Origin of the sequence: Agromyces aerolatus (assembly GCF_031432255.1) — a bacterium.
Classification (GTDB): domain Bacteria; phylum Actinomycetota; class Actinomycetes; order Actinomycetales; family Microbacteriaceae; genus Agromyces.
The window spans coordinates 23,106-43,137 of record NZ_JAVKGQ010000023.1 but is presented as its reverse complement, the minus strand read 5'-3'; the positions used below and the strand labels follow the sequence as shown (position 1 = coordinate 43,137).

General features: G+C 69.8%; 22 protein-coding genes. 20 read left to right on the top strand and 2 right to left on the bottom strand.

Translation table 11 applies throughout. The features are described from left to right. The first annotated feature begins 82 nt into the window (after positions 1 to 82). From RH864_RS18330 to RH864_RS18285, 10 genes are all read left to right on the top strand, one after another. A complete protein-coding gene (locus RH864_RS18330) occupies positions 83 to 901 on the top strand; it encodes an AraC family transcriptional regulator (protein ID WP_310519021.1) in 819 nt (272 codons plus the stop codon). Between the two features lie 233 nt (positions 902 to 1,134). Beyond that, complete coding sequence (locus RH864_RS18325) at positions 1,135 to 2,226, top strand: ArdC-like ssDNA-binding domain-containing protein (protein WP_310519015.1); 1,092 nt, start codon at positions 1,135 to 1,137, stop codon at positions 2,224 to 2,226. Beyond that, on the top strand, positions 2,226 to 3,122 hold the full coding sequence (locus tag RH864_RS18320) for a bifunctional DNA primase/polymerase (protein WP_310519014.1): 897 nt from the start codon (positions 2,226 to 2,228) through the stop codon (positions 3,120 to 3,122). Before RH864_RS18325 ends, RH864_RS18320 begins: the two co-directional genes overlap by 1 nt. Beyond that, positions 3,119 to 3,814: a DUF2637 domain-containing protein gene (locus tag RH864_RS18315; RefSeq protein ID WP_310519013.1), complete on the top strand. Its 696-nt coding sequence runs from the start codon at positions 3,119 to 3,121 to the stop codon at positions 3,812 to 3,814. The genes RH864_RS18320 and RH864_RS18315 overlap by 4 nt, the downstream gene beginning before the upstream one ends. Beyond that, the gene (locus RH864_RS18310; RefSeq protein ID WP_310519012.1) at positions 3,811 to 4,275 is read left to right on the top strand and encodes a hypothetical protein; all 465 of its coding nucleotides are present in this window, start codon (positions 3,811 to 3,813) and stop codon (positions 4,273 to 4,275) included. Before RH864_RS18315 ends, RH864_RS18310 begins: the two co-directional genes overlap by 4 nt. Positions 4,276 to 4,354: 79 nt before the next feature. Further along, on the top strand, positions 4,355 to 5,221 hold the full coding sequence (locus RH864_RS18305) for a hypothetical protein (RefSeq protein WP_310519011.1): 867 nt from the start codon (positions 4,355 to 4,357) through the stop codon (positions 5,219 to 5,221). Further along, complete coding sequence (locus RH864_RS18300; RefSeq protein WP_310519010.1) at positions 5,218 to 6,297, top strand: ParB/RepB/Spo0J family partition protein; 1,080 nt, start codon at positions 5,218 to 5,220, stop codon at positions 6,295 to 6,297. The genes RH864_RS18305 and RH864_RS18300 overlap by 4 nt, the downstream gene beginning before the upstream one ends. A gap of 82 nt (positions 6,298 to 6,379) precedes the next feature. Continuing rightward, on the top strand, positions 6,380 to 7,072 hold the full coding sequence (locus tag RH864_RS18295) for a hypothetical protein (RefSeq protein WP_310519009.1): 693 nt from the start codon (positions 6,380 to 6,382) through the stop codon (positions 7,070 to 7,072). A gap of 293 nt (positions 7,073 to 7,365) precedes the next feature. After that, on the top strand, positions 7,366 to 8,274 hold the full coding sequence (locus RH864_RS18290) for a M23 family metallopeptidase (protein ID WP_310519008.1): 909 nt from the start codon (positions 7,366 to 7,368) through the stop codon (positions 8,272 to 8,274). Beyond that, positions 8,274 to 8,540 carry a DUF6112 family protein gene (locus RH864_RS18285; RefSeq protein WP_310519007.1) on the top strand — a complete coding sequence of 89 codons (267 nt, stop codon included), beginning with the start codon at positions 8,274 to 8,276 and terminating at the stop codon, positions 8,538 to 8,540. Before RH864_RS18290 ends, RH864_RS18285 begins: the two co-directional genes overlap by 1 nt. A gap of 12 nt (positions 8,541 to 8,552) precedes the next feature. Here RH864_RS18285 and RH864_RS18280 read toward each other — a convergent pair whose 3' ends face one another. Both RH864_RS18280 and RH864_RS18275 read right to left on the bottom strand, forming a co-directional pair. Then, a complete protein-coding gene (locus RH864_RS18280; RefSeq protein ID WP_310519006.1) occupies positions 8,553 to 9,074 on the bottom strand; it encodes an alpha/beta fold hydrolase in 522 nt (173 codons plus the stop codon). Continuing rightward, the gene (locus RH864_RS18275; RefSeq protein WP_310519005.1) at positions 9,052 to 9,207 is read right to left on the bottom strand and encodes an alpha/beta fold hydrolase; all 156 of its coding nucleotides are present in this window, start codon (positions 9,205 to 9,207) and stop codon (positions 9,052 to 9,054) included. Before RH864_RS18275 ends, RH864_RS18280 begins: the two co-directional genes overlap by 23 nt. Positions 9,208 to 9,280: 73 nt before the next feature. On the opposite strand from RH864_RS18275, the gene RH864_RS18270 reads away from it, so the two are divergent. From RH864_RS18270 to RH864_RS18225, 10 genes are all read left to right on the top strand, one after another. Beyond that, positions 9,281 to 9,550, top strand: coding sequence for a DUF6112 family protein (locus tag RH864_RS18270; RefSeq protein ID WP_256534660.1), 270 nt, complete (start codon positions 9,281 to 9,283; stop codon positions 9,548 to 9,550). A 40-nt stretch (positions 9,551 to 9,590) separates the two neighbouring features. Continuing rightward, positions 9,591 to 11,045, top strand: a complete 1,455-nt coding sequence (locus RH864_RS18265) for a conjugal transfer protein TrbL (protein WP_310519004.1) — start codon at positions 9,591 to 9,593, stop codon at positions 11,043 to 11,045. A 3-nt stretch (positions 11,046 to 11,048) separates the two neighbouring features. Next, positions 11,049 to 12,521: an SCO6880 family protein gene (locus tag RH864_RS18260; protein ID WP_310519003.1), complete on the top strand. Its 1,473-nt coding sequence runs from the start codon at positions 11,049 to 11,051 to the stop codon at positions 12,519 to 12,521. An 893-nt stretch (positions 12,522 to 13,414) separates the two neighbouring features. Continuing rightward, complete coding sequence (locus RH864_RS18255; RefSeq protein WP_310519020.1) at positions 13,415 to 14,959, top strand: ATP-binding protein; 1,545 nt, start codon at positions 13,415 to 13,417, stop codon at positions 14,957 to 14,959. Then, positions 14,959 to 15,510: a hypothetical protein gene (locus RH864_RS18250; RefSeq protein ID WP_310519019.1), complete on the top strand. Its 552-nt coding sequence runs from the start codon at positions 14,959 to 14,961 to the stop codon at positions 15,508 to 15,510. The genes RH864_RS18255 and RH864_RS18250 overlap by 1 nt, the downstream gene beginning before the upstream one ends. After that, on the top strand, positions 15,507 to 17,303 hold the full coding sequence (locus tag RH864_RS18245) for a type IV secretory system conjugative DNA transfer family protein (RefSeq protein WP_310519002.1): 1,797 nt from the start codon (positions 15,507 to 15,509) through the stop codon (positions 17,301 to 17,303). The genes RH864_RS18250 and RH864_RS18245 overlap by 4 nt, the downstream gene beginning before the upstream one ends. A 56-nt stretch (positions 17,304 to 17,359) precedes the next feature. Beyond that, positions 17,360 to 17,815, top strand: a complete 456-nt coding sequence (locus RH864_RS18240) for a single-stranded DNA-binding protein (protein ID WP_310519001.1) — start codon at positions 17,360 to 17,362, stop codon at positions 17,813 to 17,815. Between the two features lie 16 nt (positions 17,816 to 17,831). Next, on the top strand, positions 17,832 to 18,404 hold the full coding sequence (locus RH864_RS18235) for a hypothetical protein (RefSeq protein ID WP_310519018.1): 573 nt from the start codon (positions 17,832 to 17,834) through the stop codon (positions 18,402 to 18,404). Further along, positions 18,401 to 18,616: a helix-turn-helix transcriptional regulator gene (locus RH864_RS18230; protein WP_310519000.1), complete on the top strand. Its 216-nt coding sequence runs from the start codon at positions 18,401 to 18,403 to the stop codon at positions 18,614 to 18,616. The genes RH864_RS18235 and RH864_RS18230 overlap by 4 nt, the downstream gene beginning before the upstream one ends. Positions 18,617 to 18,659: 43 nt before the next feature. Continuing rightward, positions 18,660 to 19,826 (top strand): tyrosine-type recombinase/integrase, encoded by a 1,167-nt coding sequence (locus tag RH864_RS18225; protein ID WP_310518999.1) that lies wholly within the window; start codon positions 18,660 to 18,662, stop codon positions 19,824 to 19,826. The last annotated feature ends 206 nt before the right edge of the window (positions 19,827 to 20,032 follow it).

The window sequence follows — 20,032 nt, the reverse complement described above, 5'->3', positions numbered from 1 at the left end:
TGTTCATCGTGTTCCATCCTTACTTGAAGAACGGAACGAAAGTCAGGCCGATTCACCTCGTACCTACGACTGTGTCCGGCTTATCTTCACACGTGCCGGATCAGCGATCTTGTTCAGCGAGTTCGGTGAGAAACCCGTCAACGTCGGTGACGTCATCGCGCTCTCCGCCAACACGCTATGCGGTAGTGAGCCTGAGGGTTCGATCACAGTGACCACCCTCTACCTCGACCGTGACTACATCATCGACCAAGTGTTCTGGCAGCACGCCGCGCTTCTCGCCGACCGCCTCGACGCGCAGGACTTCGCAGACGAGCTGTACTCCGAACCAGCACAGATACTCCACCTCGGCGAAGACCGCGCCGGAATGCTGATGCCCTGGCTGGACGAGCTGGTCGCACTCAGCCTCGACGGGCCATCACCGGAAAAGTTCTACAGACTCCAGGCTTTACTCTTCGCCGTGCTCGACGTGATCACACCCTACGTGAGGACAACCCCGGTACGACGATCCCCGACCCAACGCAAAGCCCCACACCTCGGCCCCGCGTCACATCGTCAGTTCGCACCGTTGCGCAACGAAGCCCGGCAGGCCGCCGACCTGCTCAGCGATGCACCAGAACAACGGTGGACACTCCAGCGCCTTGCCGACGCCGTACATCTGTCCTCCTCCCAGCTCGGCCGCGTCTTCGTGGACGCTTATGGGAAGTCGCCAATGACCTACCTCATGACCATGCGTGCGGAACGATTGGCGCGTCTACTCCGCGAGACCGACCTGCCCATTGAGCAAGCGATGCGGGACGTCGGATGGTATAGCCGCGGTCACGCCGCTCGGATGTTCCGCCAGGCCGTCGGCGTTACGCCGACGCGATATCGCGCACTGGTCCGGCAGAGAGCCGTTGCCTGAAGCTGCGATACAGATCGCCGCGGCGCCGATACACACATCCGCATCCTCGCCACGCCATGCCCTGTGTGTCGCTCTTGGCTGGTAATCCGGTGGGGACTCGTTGGGTTCACCTTCGTGCCTGACGGTCACATCGTCTGTTCTGTTGTCCGTCTGTCGCTGCTGGTGTCCCCGGCGTACCTGATGGTCACCGAGTCCGACTGGCCCGGTGCTCAAAGTATCGGGAGGACACGACGATGGCGAAGACGCGGAAGCAAGCCCAAGCCGCGAGGGAAGCCCTGCTCGATGAGCTGCACGAGCGACTGACTGGCGCGGTCGAACAGCTCGTCTCCGGCGAGGACTGGGCCAGAGCGCTCGCGTTCGCGGTCCGGTTCCGGGCGCGCTCGTTCCGGAACACGTTGCTGATCTTCGCCCAGCATCTCGACGCGTACGAGCACGGTCGGGTCACCGCTTCGGAGCCGTCGTATGTGGCTGGGTACAAGCAGTGGCAGACGCTGGGCCGGCAGGTGGAGAAGGGGCAGCCGGGGTACATGATCTTCGCGCCGGTCACGGGCCGGTTCGCGTCCAGCAACCCTGCCGATCCGGAGTCCTGGCGTCGTCTCGGGCGGTTCGAGAAGCCGAAGCCCGATGAGGTGACGCGGTCCCGGATGGTCGGGGTGAGGTCGGCGTATGTGTGGGATGTGTCGCAGACCAGCGGCGACCCGGTGCCGGAGCGGCCGAGCCCAGTGCTGTTGGAGGGGCAGGCGCCGGACGGCCTGTGGGAGGGGCTTACGGTGCTGGTGGAGGCCGAGGGGTTCACGGTGCTGCGGGTCGATCACGAGGGCATGATCGGCGGTGCGAACGGCGTCACGGACTATACGAATCGGACGGTCGCGGTGCGGTCGAATATGGACGACGCGGCGCAGGTGAAGACGCTCGCGCATGAGCTCGCGCATGTTCTGCTGCATGGCCCGGACAATCCGGACGCGGCCGGGCATCGCGGGGTCGGTGAGGTCGAGGCGGAATCGGTCGCGCTGATGATCGGCGCCGCACACGGCATGGACACCACCGCCTACACGATCCCGTACGTCTCCGGGTGGGCGGGCACGGTGAAGGACCAAGAGTCGGCGGAGGTCGTGCAGGCCACCGGTGAACGCGTCCGTAAGACCGCCGGAATGATCCTCGACGCCCTACCCACAGTCCAGGTCGGCACCGGCGAGCCGCCCGGTCTTGCGCGTGAACCCGCCACGGTCGCACGCGCCGCCGCACGCCAGGAGCCAGGTGCGGGCCGGCCGGCGGAGCGGCCGCGGCCGCGGCGGGTCGCGGATGCGCTGGTGAGGGGCCTGTGATGAGTGTCGCCAGTGTCCTCGCCGCGCTCGACCAATCGTCGTTGCCGCGGGCTGCGGTCCGGCTCGCGGATGCCGGGGTGCCGGTGTTCCCGTGCGTGCCCGGCGAGAAGCGTCCGCTCACCTCGCACGGGTTCCACGAAGCGACCACCGACCTGTCCCAGGTGGCGTCATGGTGGCGGCGGTGGCCGAATGCGAACATCGGCATCCCCACCGGCAGCGCGTCGGGTGTCGATGTCGTCGATGTCGACCGCAAGCCGGGCGGCAGCGGCTTCGACGCGTTCGGCGGCGCCCGACGGGCGGGCCTGGTGGACGGATGGGTGGCGGTGGTGCGCACCCCGTCCGGCGGCGCGCACTTGTACTACCCGGCAGACCCTGGCCGGCCGCAACCGTCGTGGCAGGCCGCGGCGGCGCGCGTGGATTTCCGTGGCACCGGCGGATACGTCATCGTCCCGCCCTCTGTCGTCACCACCGCGCACGGCCCCGCCGGGTACGCGGTCGCTGCGGGAGCCGACCGAGCACCGGGGGTCGTGGATGCGGGCCGGCTGCGGGACTTCCTCGATCCGCGCCCTGCCCCTGCCGAGCATCGGGTGCGTGGCCCGCTCCGTTCGGAGGATGCGAAGCGTCTGGCTGCGTGGGTGGGGATGCGTGCCGAGGGCGAACGAAACCGGGGCCTGTTCTGGGCCTCCTGCCGCCTGGCCGAGGCAGGGTTGTCGTTGCCGGAGCTGGTGGACGCGCTGGCGCCGGCCGGCGAACAGGTCGGGTTGCCGCCGCGGGAGGTCGTCACGACGATCCGCTCCGCCTACCGCGCCACCCACACCCACCCTGAGCCCTCCCGCCCCGGGCCCGGTGATGCTCGCCGGCCGGCGCTGCATCTTGCTGGACGGGTGCTGCCATGACCTCGACAATGCCGGCGGCGGCGCGGCTGCGGGGTGGCCGGGTGGCGGTGGCGACGGCGGTCGCGGGGACGGTGTTCATCGCGGCGGGCGCGTTCTGGCTGTCTTTCACGGCGCTCGCGGATTTGGCGCGCCGGTCTGGGATCGATGCGGGGCAGGCGTGGGCGTGGCCGTTGATCGTGGACGGGATCATCGTCGTCGCAACGGTCGCCGTCGTCGCCCTCGCCCGTCAGCGGTCGGCGTGGTATCCGTGGGTGCTGCTCGCTGCCGGCGCGCTGGTGTCTGTCACGGCGAACGCGATCCATGCTGTTGTCGCCGCGGACGCGGACGTACCGGGTGTGCTGGCGGCGTCGGTGGCGGCGGTGCCGCCGCTGGTGCTGCTGGCGATCACACACCTCACCGTCATCATCACCCGCCCCGCACCCGACGATGCTTCGCCCGGCTCCGTCGACGCGACGAGTGCGCCGCCGAATGATGAGGGGCCTGAGTTGCAAGTGATCGCCTCAAGACCGGAGCCGGAGCCGGCGGAGTCGGGGCGGGTGCCGGTGCGGGAGCTCGCGGCTCGGCTTCGGGATGAGGAGGGCTGGTCGAACAAGGCGATCGCCCGGCGTCTGGGCGTGCACCCGTCCACGGTGGGCCGCTGGTTCGCCCGCCCCGAACTCACCGCCCCAGACACCGATGAGGAGACGCCATGAACGACGACCAGAACACCCGCACCGGCCACCACACTGCTCTGCACGAGCGCGCGGCGCGTGAACCGGGTCAGGCCGACGAGACGCCGCACGCGAGTGAGGCATCGCGTGAGGGTGAGGCGTCGGTGCTGGCCCGTCACCGCGACCCATCGCCTACCGCCCGCACCTCCGAACCCGGCGCGGCGGCGAAGGCGCGGCCGGGGGTCGAGTGGGTGCGGCCGACGGAACTGATGGCGTCCCGATCGAGTCGGGTCGCCGGGCGCGGCATCGACTTTCAGGCCGAGCTCGCCCGCCGCGCCCGCCACGTGCCCGGCCAGACCTACCGGGCCGCACGGAGCAGTGCGCGGTCGGGGGCACGGTTCGTCAGTGAGCGGGCACGGAGACTGCCGCCGGTGACCGCGTTCGGTCGCGGCGGCGGGGAGCAGTTCTCGTGGGTGTCGCGCTCGGGGATCGGGCTCGGGTAACCGTCATGACCGTCCCCAGCCGACCTGCGAGCACGCCTGCTGGGGAGCGCGTGCGCACCTGCCTGTCAGGAGGTGCCGAATGAACACTGCAACACCCCGCACCCACGTGGGCAGGGATCGTTTCGAGGACTCGGAGGCGCTGCGCGCCCTCCTCACCCGGCTCCATGAGGCCGGCCGTGGAGCGTGGCGGAATGACCCGGAGGCGGCGGCACTGATGGAGCACGCCGCGAACAAGTACGCCGCCCTGGCCCGCAAGCACGGCCTGGACCCGTGGGAGGCCGCATCGGCCGGGTTCGAGGCGATGCGCGGGGCGGCGACCCGGCGGGCGGACGACCCGTGGGCCGTCGTGACGCGGGCAGTGCAGGTGACCTGCATCGGAGAAGAACGCGGCAACGGGCTGCTGTGCTCGGTGCATCAGGCGCGCCGCCCGAAGTATTCGGTGTTCCACGACGCGGAGCGCTTCAGCGACCGAGAGAACCCGCTGCCCGACTACCACCCGGCCTTCCGCTTCAACCCATTCACCGACCCGAACGACGACGAGGACGAGGAAGTTGGGGTGCGGGAGCGGGTGATGAACGTCACCGCCGCCGTCGAGGACACGATCGCGTTCCTGTCGTGGGTCGGGTGGGAACCGGCGACGGCGCGCGCGGCGGTCGAGTACATCACCACCCGGCTCGCGGAGACCTCCTCGCGGGCGTCGGCGTTCGAGGTGCTCCGCCGCGACCGGCAGGCCCGCGCCCTTCTCGACCTGCCCGGCACCTCGTGGACCGCGCTGCTGCGGATCGTGCTCGGCACCCCCGACCCGGCCCTCGCGCACACCAATACCGGGCGGGGCATGCTCGTGCGCCTGCTGATCGGCCAGCCCCTGCGCGCACTCCTCATCGACGATGATCTGGTGATCGCGGCCGGGCTTGCCGCGCCACGCCTCGGAGGCGATCCGGCATGAGCACGGTGCCGACGGGGCATATCGAGTTGGAGCGCGCGGTCGACTCCATCATCGTGGGGCGCCGGCACCGGCAGGACTACGGCGACCTCGCACCCCTGGTCGAGTCGATCCGCCGCAACGGGCTGCTCCAGCCCATCACGATCACCCTCGACGGGCACCTGATCTGCGGTGCCCGCCGGCTCGCGGCGATCCACCAGCTCGGCATCAAGACCATCAACGTGTGGGTGCGCAGCGGGATCTCCGACCGGCTCGGGGAACTCCTCGCCGAGCAGGACGAGAACGTGCTGCACAAGCCGCTGACCCAACTGGAAGCCGCCGCCCTCTACCGGGAACTGAAAGTGCTGCTGGCCGAGGACGCCGCCCGCCGGCAGAAAGCCACCCGGTTCCGGCCCGCTGGCGATGACGGAGAAGGCGGTGGTGGAAATTTGCCACCACCGCAGTTCGAGCACGGCAAGTCCCGCTCGCAGGCAGCGATCATGGTCACCGGCCGCGACTCCCACAAGACGCTCGAGCGCATCGGCCGACTCGAAGACCTCGCCGCCGACCCCACCCAGCCCGCGACGGTCCGGCAGCGCGCCACGGAGGAGGTCGAACGGATCAGGGCCGGCGGCAGCGTCCATCCCTCCCACCTGCGCGTGAACGCCGAACTGCGTCTCGCGGAACTCGACCAGCTCGCCGCCGACCCCGCCCAATCTGCCGCGGTGCGTGAGCAGGCACGGGCCGAAGCCGCGCAGGTACGGTCCGGAGAGCAGCAGGCACGGGCGGCGGAGCTGGAGCAGCTGGCGAAGGCCGCGCTCGCCCGCGTCAAGGCCGCCAAAGCCACCGGGAAGAAGAAGCCGCAGCGTCCGACGCTGACGGCGGTGAATAGCGGCGCCCCGGTGCCGTTCCCGCTGAGCGTGTTCCTGGCGACCTGGGACGACATGACCGAATGGTGGACCCACTACGACCCGGCCGAGGTCGGCCCCGCCCTCACTCCGGAGCAGTGGACCCGGTTCGAGCAGACCATCGCCGGCACGCTCGCGTTCACCGACGCCGCCCGTGCCTCCCGGAAGGACCAGGCCGAGCACATCGCCTGACCACTCCGCCCATCCCGGCGGGGTGCGGGGTGTGCACCTTCCTGGCAACCACGACCTGCCGTTTGGGAAGGAACCCCGTGTCATGGACTCCGCCGCCTCTGATCGTCGCCGTCGCCGCGTCCTGATCGCCGCCACCGCCGCAGGCCTGGCCCTGCTGATCCTTGTCGGCGTCGGCATCTACGGACTGGTCCGCGGCCCCGCCACCCCCACCGATCCGGCGCCGCCGGACCACTCCACCAGTTCGCCGGTGCGACCCGGCCCGGCACCCGGGAGGGAGCTGGAGGCGCTGGATCAGAACCTGGGGCCGGAGGCGTTCGCTCACGCGGTCGCGGAGGCGCTGTTCACCTGGGACACGGCCGCCGGGCACAGCCCATCGGAGTACGCGCAGGTGCTTGCGGACGCCGCGCACGTCAGCGAGGCCGACGCGTTCGTCGGCGACGTCCGCGCCTACCTCCCCACGACCGACGCGTGGGCGCAGCTGCGCCAGTACGCGACCCGCCAATGGCTGACCATCGACCAGGTATTCATCCCGGAAGCGTGGGAGACGGCTGTCACACAGGCAGCGCCCGGTCAGATCCCGGCCGGGGCGGTCGCGTACACGATCGAGGGGACCCGGCATCGCGACGGCACCTGGGGCACCGCACCCGTGTCTGCCTCCCGCCCGGTGGCATTCACCGTGTTCCTCGTCTACACCCCACCCAGCCGGAACGCGAGTTCTGGTGCGGGTGAGTGTGAGGTGCTGCGGCTCTCCGAACTCGACAACCCCCTCCGCTAACGAGAGAGGACACTGTCGTGAGGAAGTTTGCGCTGGCAACTCTCGCCCTGCTCCTGCTCGCCCCGTCGATCTCGCTGATCGGGGTGGCGACGCTCGCCGGGACGTCGGCGACCGCGGCGGTGTGCGCGCCGGGGTCGCTGGCGGTCGGCCCGATCCCGGACTCGTTGACGGCGACGACCCGGAACGGGGAGACCGTCACGCTGAACCGGACCCAGCTCACTCATGCGGCGACGATCATCACCGTCGGCGGGCAGACCTCAGGCGTCGGCCGCCCGGGGGTGCAGATCGCGCTCATGGCCGCGCTCACCGAGTCCACGCTGCGGATGCTCGCCAACACCGGCGCCTACCCGGAAAGCGGCGACTATCCCAACGACGGCAACGGCTCCGATCACGACAGCCTCGGCCTGTTCCAGATGCGACCCGCCAGCGGGTGGGGCACGGTCGCAGAACTCATGGACCCCACCTATCAGGCTCGAGCGTTCTACGGCGGCCCCACCGGACCGAACTACCCGAGCCCGCGGGGGCTGCTCGACATCCCCGGCTGGCAGCAACTCGACCCCGGCGAAGCCGCCCAAGCCGTCGAAGTATCCGCCTACCCCGACCGGTATCAGAACTATCAGCCGGTGGCCGACGCGATCCTCACCGCCCTCACCCGGCCGGCCCCCAACAGCAACGGCGGCGGTGGCGGTGATACGCCAGTGGTGCCGGAGACCACCCGGATCGTGTTCCCGCTCCCGGAAGGCACCTGGGTGCGGACCAGCCCGTTCGGGTGGCGCAGCGACCCGATCACCGGAGAGCGCCGCTTCCACGCCGGCTCCGATTTCGCCGCCGCCGATGGCACCCCGATCTATGCCGTCGCCGATGGGGTCGTCGTGCACGCGGACTACACCGACGGGGGCGGCGGTGTCATCATCATCGACCACACCGTCCGGGGCGAACGGGTCGCGTCGATGTATGTGCACATGTGGGCGCACGGCATCCATGTCGCCACCGAAGACACGGTGACCGCGGGCCAGCACATCGGCGATGTCGGCTCCTCCGGCCACTCGACCGGCCCGCACCTGCACCTGCAAATTCACCCCGGCGGCGCCGGGCATGACGCGGTCGACTCCGACGCCTGGCTCACCGACCATCACGCCGAAGGCATCACCGGCGGCGAAGCATCCCCTGCCATGTGCACCGCGACCGGGGGTAGCGTGTGATGGACGTGTTTCCCGACTTCGGCGGCGTCGGCGGCGCCGCCGAGCTGCGCTCCATCGTCGGGGCGCTGCTCATGTTCGTCCTCGTCACCGCCGTGCTCATGCTCATCATCTGCGCCATCGTCTGGGCGATCGCATCCTCCACCGGCAGCTACCAGACCGCGACGAAAGCCCGCACCGGCCTGTTCGTCGCCATCGGCGCCGCCGCCCTCGCCGGCGCCGGAGTCGCATGGGTCAACTTCCTCCTCGACATCGGCACCCAGCTGTAACGCCCCGGCGTGTCAGGCGTTGACCCTCGTGAGGAACCGGTTGAGGCGGGCAGAGAACTCCTCCGGGAGCTGCGTATTCCACTCGTGCCCCGCCCCGGGGACGATCTGAAGCTCCGCATTCGGGATCGCGGCGGCGAGCTGACGCGCGGCCGGCAACTTCGGTCGATCCTTGCTCTCGCACATCACCAACGTCGGCGCCGAAATGCGGGAAAGATCTTCCCGGAAGTCCGTCGCCCCGACCGCTGTGAGAACGGCGAGGAGGGTGCGTTTGCTCATCCCCGGCGGGGCGACGGCCCGTTCGGGGAGCACCCGCATGATCGCGTTCTGAATGCCCATCAGTACGCGGGGCGGGCGTACTTGCCCGCCGGAGAGCGTGAGCGACGCGGTCCGGTCCGGGTAGTCCAGGGCGAAGCGGGTCGCGACCATCGCCCCCAGCGACAGACCGCAGATGCGCCGCAACGATCTCGCGACGGTCGAGTTCGTCCCGGACGGATCGGGCGGCCGCGTCCAGCTAGAACGGCGTCTCGTCGGCATCCCGCAGCCCGGGCATGGGGAGGGCGATGCCGTCGAACCCGGTCGGCAACGCACGAACCTGAGCGTCCCAGGACTCGGGGCCGACGCCGACTCCATGCAGGAACACCACCGTCCGTGCCGTCGCGTCGCTCATGCCCTCGATTCTATGGAAGCGGCTGGTGCACCTGACCGTCGAGAACCCGTCTCGACCAGTCAAGGAGCATCCCGTGATCGACATCGACCCCAACAGCTCGGGACTTCCCGGCATCGATCAGCTGCGCATCATCGTCGGCGCGGTCATGACCGTCGGCCTGATCCTCTCCGTGCTCGCGCTCATCGTCAGCGCGATCGTGTGGGGGTTCGGCGCGAACTCCTCGAACCCGCACCTCGCCAGCCGCGGGAAGGTCGGCGTACTCGTCTCGTGCGGAGCGGCGATCATCTGCGGTGCCGCGGTGACGCTGATCAACTTCTTCTGGGGCGTCGGGCAGGCCGTCTGATGCGCACCCGACATGATTCCCGGCCGCGGGGGTGGCTGCGGTGAGCGTGTGCGATGTCCCGGTCATCTCCTCCGTCTGCGACGCCGTCGGAGAGGGCGCCGCATCCCTGGTCGCGGCACCGTTCGACTGGCTCGCCCAGGCGATGGCCGGTGCTGCCGCATGGCTGTTCGAGGCCGTCTGGGCGGTGTTCGACACCACCACCCTCGTCGACGTCACCAGCCCCGAGTACGTCGGGGTGTACAACGTGCTGTTCGGGGTCGCGGTGTTCATCATGCTGGTGTTCTTCTGCTTGCAGCTCATCACCGGCCTCATCCACCGCGACCCCACCGCCCTCTCCCGTGCCGCCCTCGGCCTCGCCAAGAGCGTCCTCGGATCGTTTCTCGTCATCACACTTACGGCCCTGCTGCTGGAGGTGACCGATCAGCTCGCGGTCGGGATCGTGCAGGCCACCGGGAACACGATGGAAGGGATGGGAACCCAGATCGGGCTCCTCGCCGCGGGCCTTGCGACGATCAACATCACCGCTCCCGGCGTCGGCGCGATCCTGACGATCTTCCTCGCCGGCCTCGCCGTCAGCGCGGCGGCGATCGTGTGGTTCTCCCTGCTGATCCGCAAGGCGCTGCTGCTGGTCGCGGTCGTGTTCGGACCGGTCGCGCTGGCCGGGGCGACGTGGGATGCGACCAAGGGGTGGTTCGGGAAGTGGGCGGCATTCGTCATCGCCCTGATCTTCTCCAAGCTCGTCCTCGTCGTGATCTTCCTCGTCGCCATCGGCCAAGTGTCCGCGCCGATCGAAGCGGACCTTGCCTCGATCAGCGACCCGATTGCCGGGGTGGTGCTGATGTTCATCGCCGCATTCGCCCCCTACATCACCTACAAGTTCCTGAGCTTCGTCGGGTTCGACATGTACCACGCGATGAGCAGCGAGCAGGAAGCGAAGTCCGCGCTCAACCGGCCCGTCCCGGTGCCGTCCGCCCCGAAAGCCGACACCGCGCAGAAAGTCCTCGACGGCGGCGCCGACCCAGGCAGCAAACCCACCGGCAGCGGAGGCGGTGGTGGCGGGTCGACACCGCCACCCTCCGGTCCGCCATCTGGCCCGTCCGCCGCTGGCACGGGTGCGGGTGCGGGATCCGCGGCAGGAGCTGGCGCTGGAACGGGCGCCGGGGCAGGAGCGGGCGCTGGTGCTGGGGCCGGTGCGGCGGCGGGTCCGGTCGGTGCCGCCGTGGTCGCCGGTGGTGCCGTGGTCGTGGGGGCCGCGACCGCCGGCCCGAAGGCGGGCAACGCGATCGGCGGTGCCGCGGAGGCCCAGGCCGGCGCCGCCGGCGAACAGCCCTCCCCACCGCCCCCGACCGCGCAGGGTACACCGCCGGCCCCGTCCACACGTCCTGGGGGCGCCCCGTCGTCCGCGACTCCACCGCCGGCCACGGAGACCCCGTCGGCGCCGCGGAAGTCGGACCCGCCGCCCCCGCCTGCCTCCAAGCCGACCGGGAAGGAGTAACCGATGTCTGCGAACGCGCACGCGTCCTCACAGCGCGAGCATCCGCTGGCGGCGGTGCAGTTCTCCCGCCTGACCAAGCGCGGGATCATGCTCGGCTTGTCCCTGCCTCAGCTCATCGTGCTCGGCGTCGCCGTGCTCACGGTGGTGTTCTCCCTCTACCTCGGCGGCGGTCTCGGGTTCGCGTGGACAGCCCCGGTCTGGGCGTCCTGCGCCCTGCTGGCAGTGATCCCGGCCGGCGGGCGGAAGGTGATCGAGTGGGTGCCCATCGTGGCGCGCTGGGTGACCCGCACGTATCTCGGGCAGCTCCTCTACCGGCGCCGCATCATCCGCCCCCGCCCCGCCGGCACTCTCGCCCTGCCCGGTGATGCGGCACCGCTTCGGGAATGGGAGGACCCGGAGACGGGCGCGGCGATGATCCACGACCCGCACGCGCAGACCCTCACCGCGATCCTCGGCGTGTCCCATCCGGCGTTCGTGCTGCTCGACCCCGGAGAGCAGCAGCGCCGCGTCTCCGGTTGGGGGCGGGTGCTCGCCGCCACTTGCCGGTCCGGGAGGATCGCCCGCATCCAGGTGTCCGAGCGGACCTTGCCCGACTCGGGCACGGGACTGGCGGAGTGGTGGCGCACCCACGGCACCGACGACGGCTCCTGGGCCGCGACCACCTATGCGGAACTCATCGACCGGGCAGGGCCTGCCGGGGAGCGGCACGCGACCACGATCAGCGTCGCCCTCGACATGAAGACCTCCGCCCGGCAGATCAGAACCGCCGGCGGCGGGATCCGCGGCGCCGCCGCCGTGCTGCGGCAGGAGATGACCACCCTCACCACGGCGCTGCGCGCCGCGGAACTCACCTCGACCGGATGGCTGACACCCGGACAGGTCGCCGTCATCCTCCGAGGCGCCTACGACCCCGCCGCCGCACCCGCCCTGGAACGCCACGGCGACCTCGGCCGAGACCTCGCCACCGCCGGGCCGGTCGCCGTCACCGAAACCTGGGAACGGTTGCGGTCCGATTCCGCGCATCATGCGGTGTTGTGGATCAGCGAATGGCCCCGCTCGCAGGTGTATCCCGGGTTCCTCGCCCCGCTCGTGCTCACCGGCGGTATCCTCCGCACCCTCGCCCTGCACTACACCCCGGTGCGCGCCGATCAGGCCGCCCGTGACCTGCGGAAGAAGAAGACCGAACTCATCTCCGACCAGGCCCAGCGCCGCAAGATCGGGCAGGTCGAAGACGCCGCCACCAGCGCCGAACTCGATGACGTGCTGCAACAAGAAGCCGACCTGACCGCCGGGCACGGCGTCCTGCGCGTCTCCGGCCTCGTCGCCGTCTCCGCCCCGACCGTCGATCAGCTCGACGCGGCCGTCGCCGCCGTCGAGCAGGCCGCCATCCAAGCCTCCTGCGAAACCCGCCGCCTCGTCGGCCAGCAAGCCCAAGCGTTCACCGCCTCGGCCCTGCCGCTGTGCCGCACCGTCTGACCCGTATCCATCGCTTCTTGTGAGGAGTCCCGCTCATGCCCACCTTCGATGACCCCCTCGCCGACGCCAGTGAGACGTCGGCCGCGCTGCGGGGCCTCGCCCACGCGACCCGCGCCTTCGAGAACCCGGCCGACACGTACCCGGTGATCGGTGACCTGCTCGCCGGGGTCCGGTCGCTGCGGCAGGTGCTCGACCAGGTCACTGCTGCGCACATCGCACCCCGCGCCCGCGCCCACGATGACGCCGGCAACCAGCACGCGGGGGCGACCTTCGCTCTCGCCGCCGCGGACGAGCTGCACCAGGCCGGCATCCTGCTCGATGACGTGGAGGCACGGCTGGATGCCGCATCCCAGCACTCCGGCCGCATCGCCTGGCACCCCGCCAGCCCCACCGAGCTGTCAAACGAAAGCCTCCGGGAAGGTGTCTCCGGTGAGGGGGCGGGGGTGCGGTGGATCAGCGTCGTGTTCCTCCAAGGCGACGACGCCGACCAGGTGCTGGACCTGATCGACCGGGACGGCACCGATGCGGCGATCGAGCACCTGGCCGGGTTCGACTACGGCGAGGAGACCGTGCAGGCCGCGCTCGAGAACGGGTACGTGTACGACCAGCCCCCGACCGGGCAGCTCGACAAGACCTCGACGCGGGATGTCTACACCCTCACCTACAACCCGTTCCTCGGGCATGTGTCGCTGCTGCGCGAGCACGGCGCCCTGCCCGACCCCGCGCTCCTCGGCATAATCACCCCCGCATCGACCGTGACGGCGGGTGCGGAAGCCGGAGCGTGTCGCGCACAAGTCGGGACGGTCAGCGACCCCGGCAGTGGGCCGGGAGCGCGGCGATGGCGATTGGTTCACCCGGAGGCCGGGAGCTATGAGTGCGCGGGGGTTGGCGCTGTGACCGGGCCGGAGGACGGCCGCCTGCACACGGCGGTGCTCGTCGGCCCGGAAGGTGAACGCCGCCGGGCACGCAAAGCCCGCCGTCAGGCCGCGACCCGGATCGAGACCACCGCCCGCGAGACCCGCAAAGCGGACACGAAAGCACGGTGGGAGGCCGAACGCGCCGAACGACGAAACACCACCTATCTGCCCGCCGCCGGCGAGCCGGGGCCGGCGGCGCTGCGGACTCCGGGCCGGTTCCGGCTCCCCAAGCACCAGGACACCTCCGCGACCCTGTCAGGGCAGTACCCGTTCCTCGCCGAAGGTGGCCTCGGATCGGACGGTATCTTCGTCGGCCAAGACCTCTACTCCGGCGGCTCATTCGTGTATGACCCGTGGGTGCTGTACCGGCGCGGGATCATCACCGCCCCCAACGTCGTCCTCGCCGGCATCGTCGGCTCCGGCAAATCGAGCCTGGCGAAATCGCTCTATACGCGGTCGTTGCCGTTCGGTCGGCGCGTGTACGTGCCCGGCGACCCGAAAGGCGAACACACCGCCGTCGCCGAAGCGGTCGGCGGGCGGGCGATCATCCTCGGCCACGGCCTGTCCAACCGCCTCAATCCGCTCGATGAAGGCCACCGGCCCTCCACCGTCAGCGATGCGGAGTGGGCGATGCAGGTTGCCTCTCGTCGCCGCGACCTCATCGGCGCCCTCGCCGAAACCGTGCTCGACCGGCCGCTCTCACCGTTGGAGCACACCGCCATCGACCTCGCGATGAGGGACGCGGTGCGCTCGGCGGAGGTGCCGATTCTGCCGATGGTCGTCGACCGCATCCTCACCCCGAACCCTGCCGATGACGAGGACGGGCGCCTCGCAGAAGACGGCCGCCTCGTCGGGCACGCGCTGCGCCGCCTCGTCGCCGGTGACCTCCAAGGACTGTTCGACGGACCCTCCACCGTGAGGTTCGACCCGTCACTTCCGATGGTGTCCCTCGACCTCTCCCGCGTCGCGGAAAACAGCACCTTGATCTCCGTGCTGATGACCTGTTCGTCGGCGTGGATGGAGTCCGCCCTGTCGGACCCGAACGGCGGGCAGCGGTGGGTGATCTACGACGAAGCGTGGCGGCTGATGGCATACCCGTCGCTGCTGCGGAGAATGGATGCCCAGTGGCGGCTGGCCCGGCACTTCGGGATCGCGAACATGCTGATCTTCCACAAACTCAGCGACCTCGACAACGTCGGCGATCAAGGCTCCGCGATGCGTGCCCTCGCCTCATCGCTGCTCGCGAACGCGGAAACCCGGATCGTGTACCGGCAGGAAGCCGACCAGCTCGGTTCCACCGCGACCGCGCTCGGCCTCACCGGCACGGAACAGAAACTGCTCCCCGGACTCGGCACCGGGCAAGGGCTGTGGCGGATCAAGGACCGTTCCTTCGTCGTGCAGCACCAGCTCCATCCCGCCGAGCTCGCCACCTTCGACACGACCAGCCGGATGACCACCGACGCCCGTGACGCCCAGCCCGGCGAGGCTGCGGCGACCGCGGGCAAGGCCGGTGAGGCGTGATGGCCCGGCCCCGCTACAAGCGCACCACCGCCCCCGGCACCCGGCATCAGGAGGAGGCGGTGCCCGTGGTGCTCCCGCACGTGGTCATGACCATCACCGGCGATGGGGCGATGAGTGTCACGGTCGACGGGGCGCCGTGGGAGCCGGAACCGTTCGCGCCGGCCTGGCGGCGGGAAGATTTTGCCCGTCTGCTTGACCAGCTCACTGAGCGGCACCGGTCCCCGGTGCGGGTCGAGGTGCGCGAAGCCGACGGCACCGTGTTCACCGACATCATCACTCCCGGAAAGCCCCACCGCACCGAACCAGGACCTGAACCCGAGGCCGCAGTGTCGGTGCCGCGTGTGGTGCCGGAGCTCGTGGCATTGCGCGGGGAGGGGTTCGTGCCGGGCGAGGATGTGGCGATCGCCGTGATCGTCGCCCACGGCGACGCCGCCCCAGACGGCACCATGCGCGGGCTGATCACCGCCGATCAGCTCGCGGCCAGTCCGACCCGTGAGGTGATCCTTTTCGGCCGCATCTCCGGCACCCTCACCATCGGCCGTCCGGAATGAGCACGCCCAGGCCGGCGGGCTCGCTCGGGGACGAACTGAGCAACGTCGGCATCGGCATCCTCATCAGCGCGGCGATCCTCGCCGCCATCCTCCGCGGCGCCGGCTCGATTGCCGCCTGGATCACCGGCACAGCCCTGCCCGCTGGCGGGATCGACGCCGGCCTCGGCGTCTTCCTCACCCCGGGCGACCCGGCATCAGCGCTCGACGCTCCCGCCCTGAACCCGGTCGCATATTGGATCACCGCCGCGCTCCTGATCCTCGCCGCGGCTGCCGGCGGGTGGTGGGCGTGGCGGTTCTTCCGCGACCACGGCCGCCACGTCAAGAACGACCCGCACCGGATCGCCGGGATCGCCACCCGCACCGAAGTCGCGAAAGCCGCATCCGAGGCGGCCCTGCTGCGACGCGCCGGGCACCTGCGCCCCTCGCTCGACCAGCCGGCCCCGGAGAATGTCGGCTACCGGATCGGCACCTCACGCGGCAAGAGCGTATGGGCGTCCGTGGAAGACTCCATCCTGCTGATCGGCCCGCCCCGCTCCGGGAAGGGCGCCCACATCGTCATCAACACGATCCTCGACGCGCCCGGCGCCGTGGTCACCACCTCCACCCGGCCCGACAACCTCACCGCAACGCTTCGTGCACGTGAGCGGAGCGGGCCGGTCGCCGTGTTCGACCCGCAGCACCTCGCCGAAGGCGTCCCGGGGGGGCTTCGCTGGTCGCCCATCCGGGGGTGTGAGGACCCGCTGACGGCGATCATCCGCGCGACCGGCCTTGCTGCCGGCACCGGCCTGTCCGCCGGCGGTGTCGAAGGCGGCGGATTCTGGGAAGGCAAGACCCGCACCGCCCTCCAAGCGCTCCTTCACGCTGCAGCCCTCGACCATCGGCCACCCTCAGAGCTGTTCCGGTGGACCCTCGACCCGTCCGCCGCTGCCGATGCGGTCGCGATACTCACCGCGAACCCGAAAGCGGCGACAGGGTGGGCGGATTCGTTGCAGGCGATGATCGACTCCGACCCGAGAACCCGAGACTCCATCTGGCAGGGCGTCTCCCTCGCCCTCGCCGCTCTCGCCGACCCCCGCGTCCTCGATGCCGTGTCACCGCGGGCGGATGAGGACTTCGACCCCGAAGCGTTCCTCCGTGCCAAAGGAACCCTGTATCTGTTGGCCACCGGCGCCGGCGCCAACAACAGCGCGGCGCTTGTAGCGGCGTTCGTGGAAGATGTCGTGGAAGCCGCACGCCGCATCGCCGCGAGCAGCCCCGGAGCCCGCCTCGACCCTCCGCTGCTGCTCGCGCTCGACGAAGTCGGCAACCTTGCCCCGCTCCCGTCACTGCCAACGCTAATGGCGGAGGGCGGCGGCACCGGAATCACCACCATGCCCGTGCTCCAAAGCCTCGCCCAGGCGCGCGAGAAGTGGTCAGAGAACGCGGCCGGCGCGATCTGGGACGCCAGCATCGTAAAGATCATCCTCGGCGGAGCCTCCAACTCCAAAGACCTCCATGACATGACCACCCTCATCGGCGAACGCGACGAGGTGACCGACTCCACCACGATCGGAGACCACGGCTCCCGCACCGCGCAGCGCTCGATCCGGCGCGTGCCGATCATGCCGCCCGACACGATCCGTACCTTGCCGTTCGGGACCGCGCTGGTCATGCTGCGCTCTGCACCGCCCATCGTCACCCGCATGCGGACCTGGACCGACCGTCCCGACGCGAAGACCCTTCGCGCTGACCGGACCGGCATCGAGCACCTGCTGCAGCGTCGTCCGTTGGAGGATCCGGGCGCACCTGCCTGATACAAGGGCGATCCCGGCCGTGGGGTCGCCCGTGATGTCAGAAAGAGGACAGTCCGATGGCTCTCCACACCCAGCAATCTCTCTCCGGGTTCATCGCCTCCGACCCGCAGCTCACCTACACCGAACGCGGCGACGCCCGCCTGTACGTCAAGATCGGGCAGGAGCACTACCGCAAGGAGCCGGACGGGTCGTTCACGCAGACCGAGACGACCTTCCATGACCTCGTCGCATTCAAGAAGACCGCCGAACGTGCCCACGTCCGGCTCGCCAAGGGCGACAAGTTCGTTGCCGAGGGCTACACCCGCGAGTACGACCGTCCCACACCGGACGGCGAGATCGTCACGGCCGAAGAGTTCGTAGCAAAGAAGCTCGGCCACGACCTCGCCCGCACGCGCTACGAGGTCGATCGCACCCGGCGTCAGACCGCCGTCGCGCAGGAGGCCGCCGGGCAGACCGTCGAGGCTACCGCTCACCGCGAGCCCCAGAGCGCTGCGCCGGCACGCGGGCTGTGAAAGGGCAGTGACCGCGATGAACGAGAACGACGCAGTCCCCGAGACCGACGAACTCGATCTGAGCGACGAGGCTGATGAGTTCGACGGGCCGTTGATCCCGGAGCCGCCGCACCCGATCAACTGGAACCTCCTGACCGGAGAGGAGGCCGAGGCCGAGTGGCTGGAGCTCAACCGCTGGGTCGACTGGTTGCGCCGCGCCTACGGCCTACCTGCTTCGGTAGTTCCGCCGTTCTGGTACCGACATTCAGAATTGCTGTGGGAGTTGAGCGCGCTGCATCTCCATTGGCTGTCTGCCTACGATCCTGAGCAGAATGGCTCCGCGCCGCTGGGCTGGCATCGCGACTTCGCCGACGCCCGCCAGCGACTCCGCGACTGGGTCGCCGCTTCCGGAACTCGCCTCGACCGAGACCGCCCCACCCGGCAGACCACCTGGCCCGGCGAGGACCCAGCAGGCCCAGTCGAGGACACGATCATCGCTCACCGAGATCAGGACTTCGTGCAGTTCGTCCTCGACGATGTCGCCGCACGCCGCCAGGCTGAGGCGGACTTCTATGCCGGACTCGCCCCGGATACCGGAGAAATCTCATGAACGAGAACAGCAGCACGATCGTGGTTTCTCCGCTGATGGACAGTCGCGAGATCGCCGCGTACCTCAAGGTATCCGAATCGACCCTGTCGAGATGGCGGTCCGCAGGCCAGGGGCCCCCGTTCCTGATGCTCGGCGGGATCGCCCGGTACCGGATCGACGCGGTCGACGCCTGGCTGGCGAGCCTGGAGCACGGCCATGCCCCGGAAGGGTAAACCGCTCCCGCAAGCTCAACCGAAGCCGGTGCCTCCGGTCGGCGTGAGGATCTCCACCGACCTGGAACGTCGCTCCTACGGCATCCGCGCCCGCGCCCGCTGGACGGACCCAATCAGCAAGCGACGCGTCATCCGCTCCGAGATCGTCGCTGACGAGGCTGCAGCGCACGAGTTCTTCGACTCCCTGCGGCAGTCATCGGCCAGGGGCATGGACGTATCCATGACGCTCGCCGGGTTCGTCACCGCAATCGGCGACCGATGGGCGCGCGGTCTCGACCCAACCTCCACCGGCGAAACCTACGGGTACGGGCTCAAACTCCGAGTCCTGCCCGCGCTCGGGCACCTGCCCGTCACGCAGATCACCGCCGGGGTGATCGACCGCACTATCGACGTATGGGAGAAGCGCCACGGGGCGTCAACGATCAAGAACTCGATCGCGCCGCTCGTGCGGATCCTCGACGAGGCAGTCCGCGACGGGCTCATCGCGATCAACCCTGCTAAGAACCGTGCCAAGCGCAGCCTGAACCGAAATGCCTTCCGCCTTCAGCCTGCCGAAGAGTCCTCACCGCGTGCTCACGCGATCCCCGATATGAGCACTCTGACGGAACTAGCTAAGGCATGTGGAAAGATTCATCAGTCCTACTCCGACTTCGTCATGCTCGCCGCCCTCCTCGCCGCACGCTCTTCCGAAGTATCCGGCCTCCAGGCAGGCGACGTCCGGTTCGACAAGAACATCGTGGTCATCGCCCGGCAGACATACCCCGGCAAGGGCGGGCTCATCACGAAACAGACCAAAGGCCGCAGAGAACGCCGCGTCCCGATCCTCGACCCGCTCCGGCCGATCCTCGAACGTCTCACCGAGGGCAAGGTGCCTAAGGAGCGGCTACTGGTCGGCCCGAAAGGCGGCGCGCTCACCACCGCCACCGTGCGGGACGCTACGAACTGGGACCAGATCGTCAGCGATCTCGGGCTGCCGGACCTCACCCGCCACGGACTCCGGCACACCGGGGCTACCTGGATGGCCGACGCAGGCATCCCGCTGCACGTCCTCCAGGACATCCTCGGTCACGCCTCCGTGGAGACCACGCGCGGATACCTGCACCCCGACGACCGCCACCTCGCATCAGCCGCGGATCAGGCCAACGCCTTCCTCGCCCGATCCGCCAAAGCCAGCGGGCCGACCCGGCGCGGGGCGTCGAGGTCCCTGTGACAGGTAGCTGAAGTCACGATCGGGCGCTCTGGTCCCCTTTTGGTCCCCTTATCCACAGGCAAGGGCTACCGGAGACCCAAATCCGCCGTCCGGGCTCTCGACCCATACGCCCTCGCGTCGGCGAGGGGACCGGAGGGGGACCAACGAAAACCCGTCGCCAGGCATGACGAAGCCCTGATGAAAATGGCTTCTCATCAGGGCTTTCC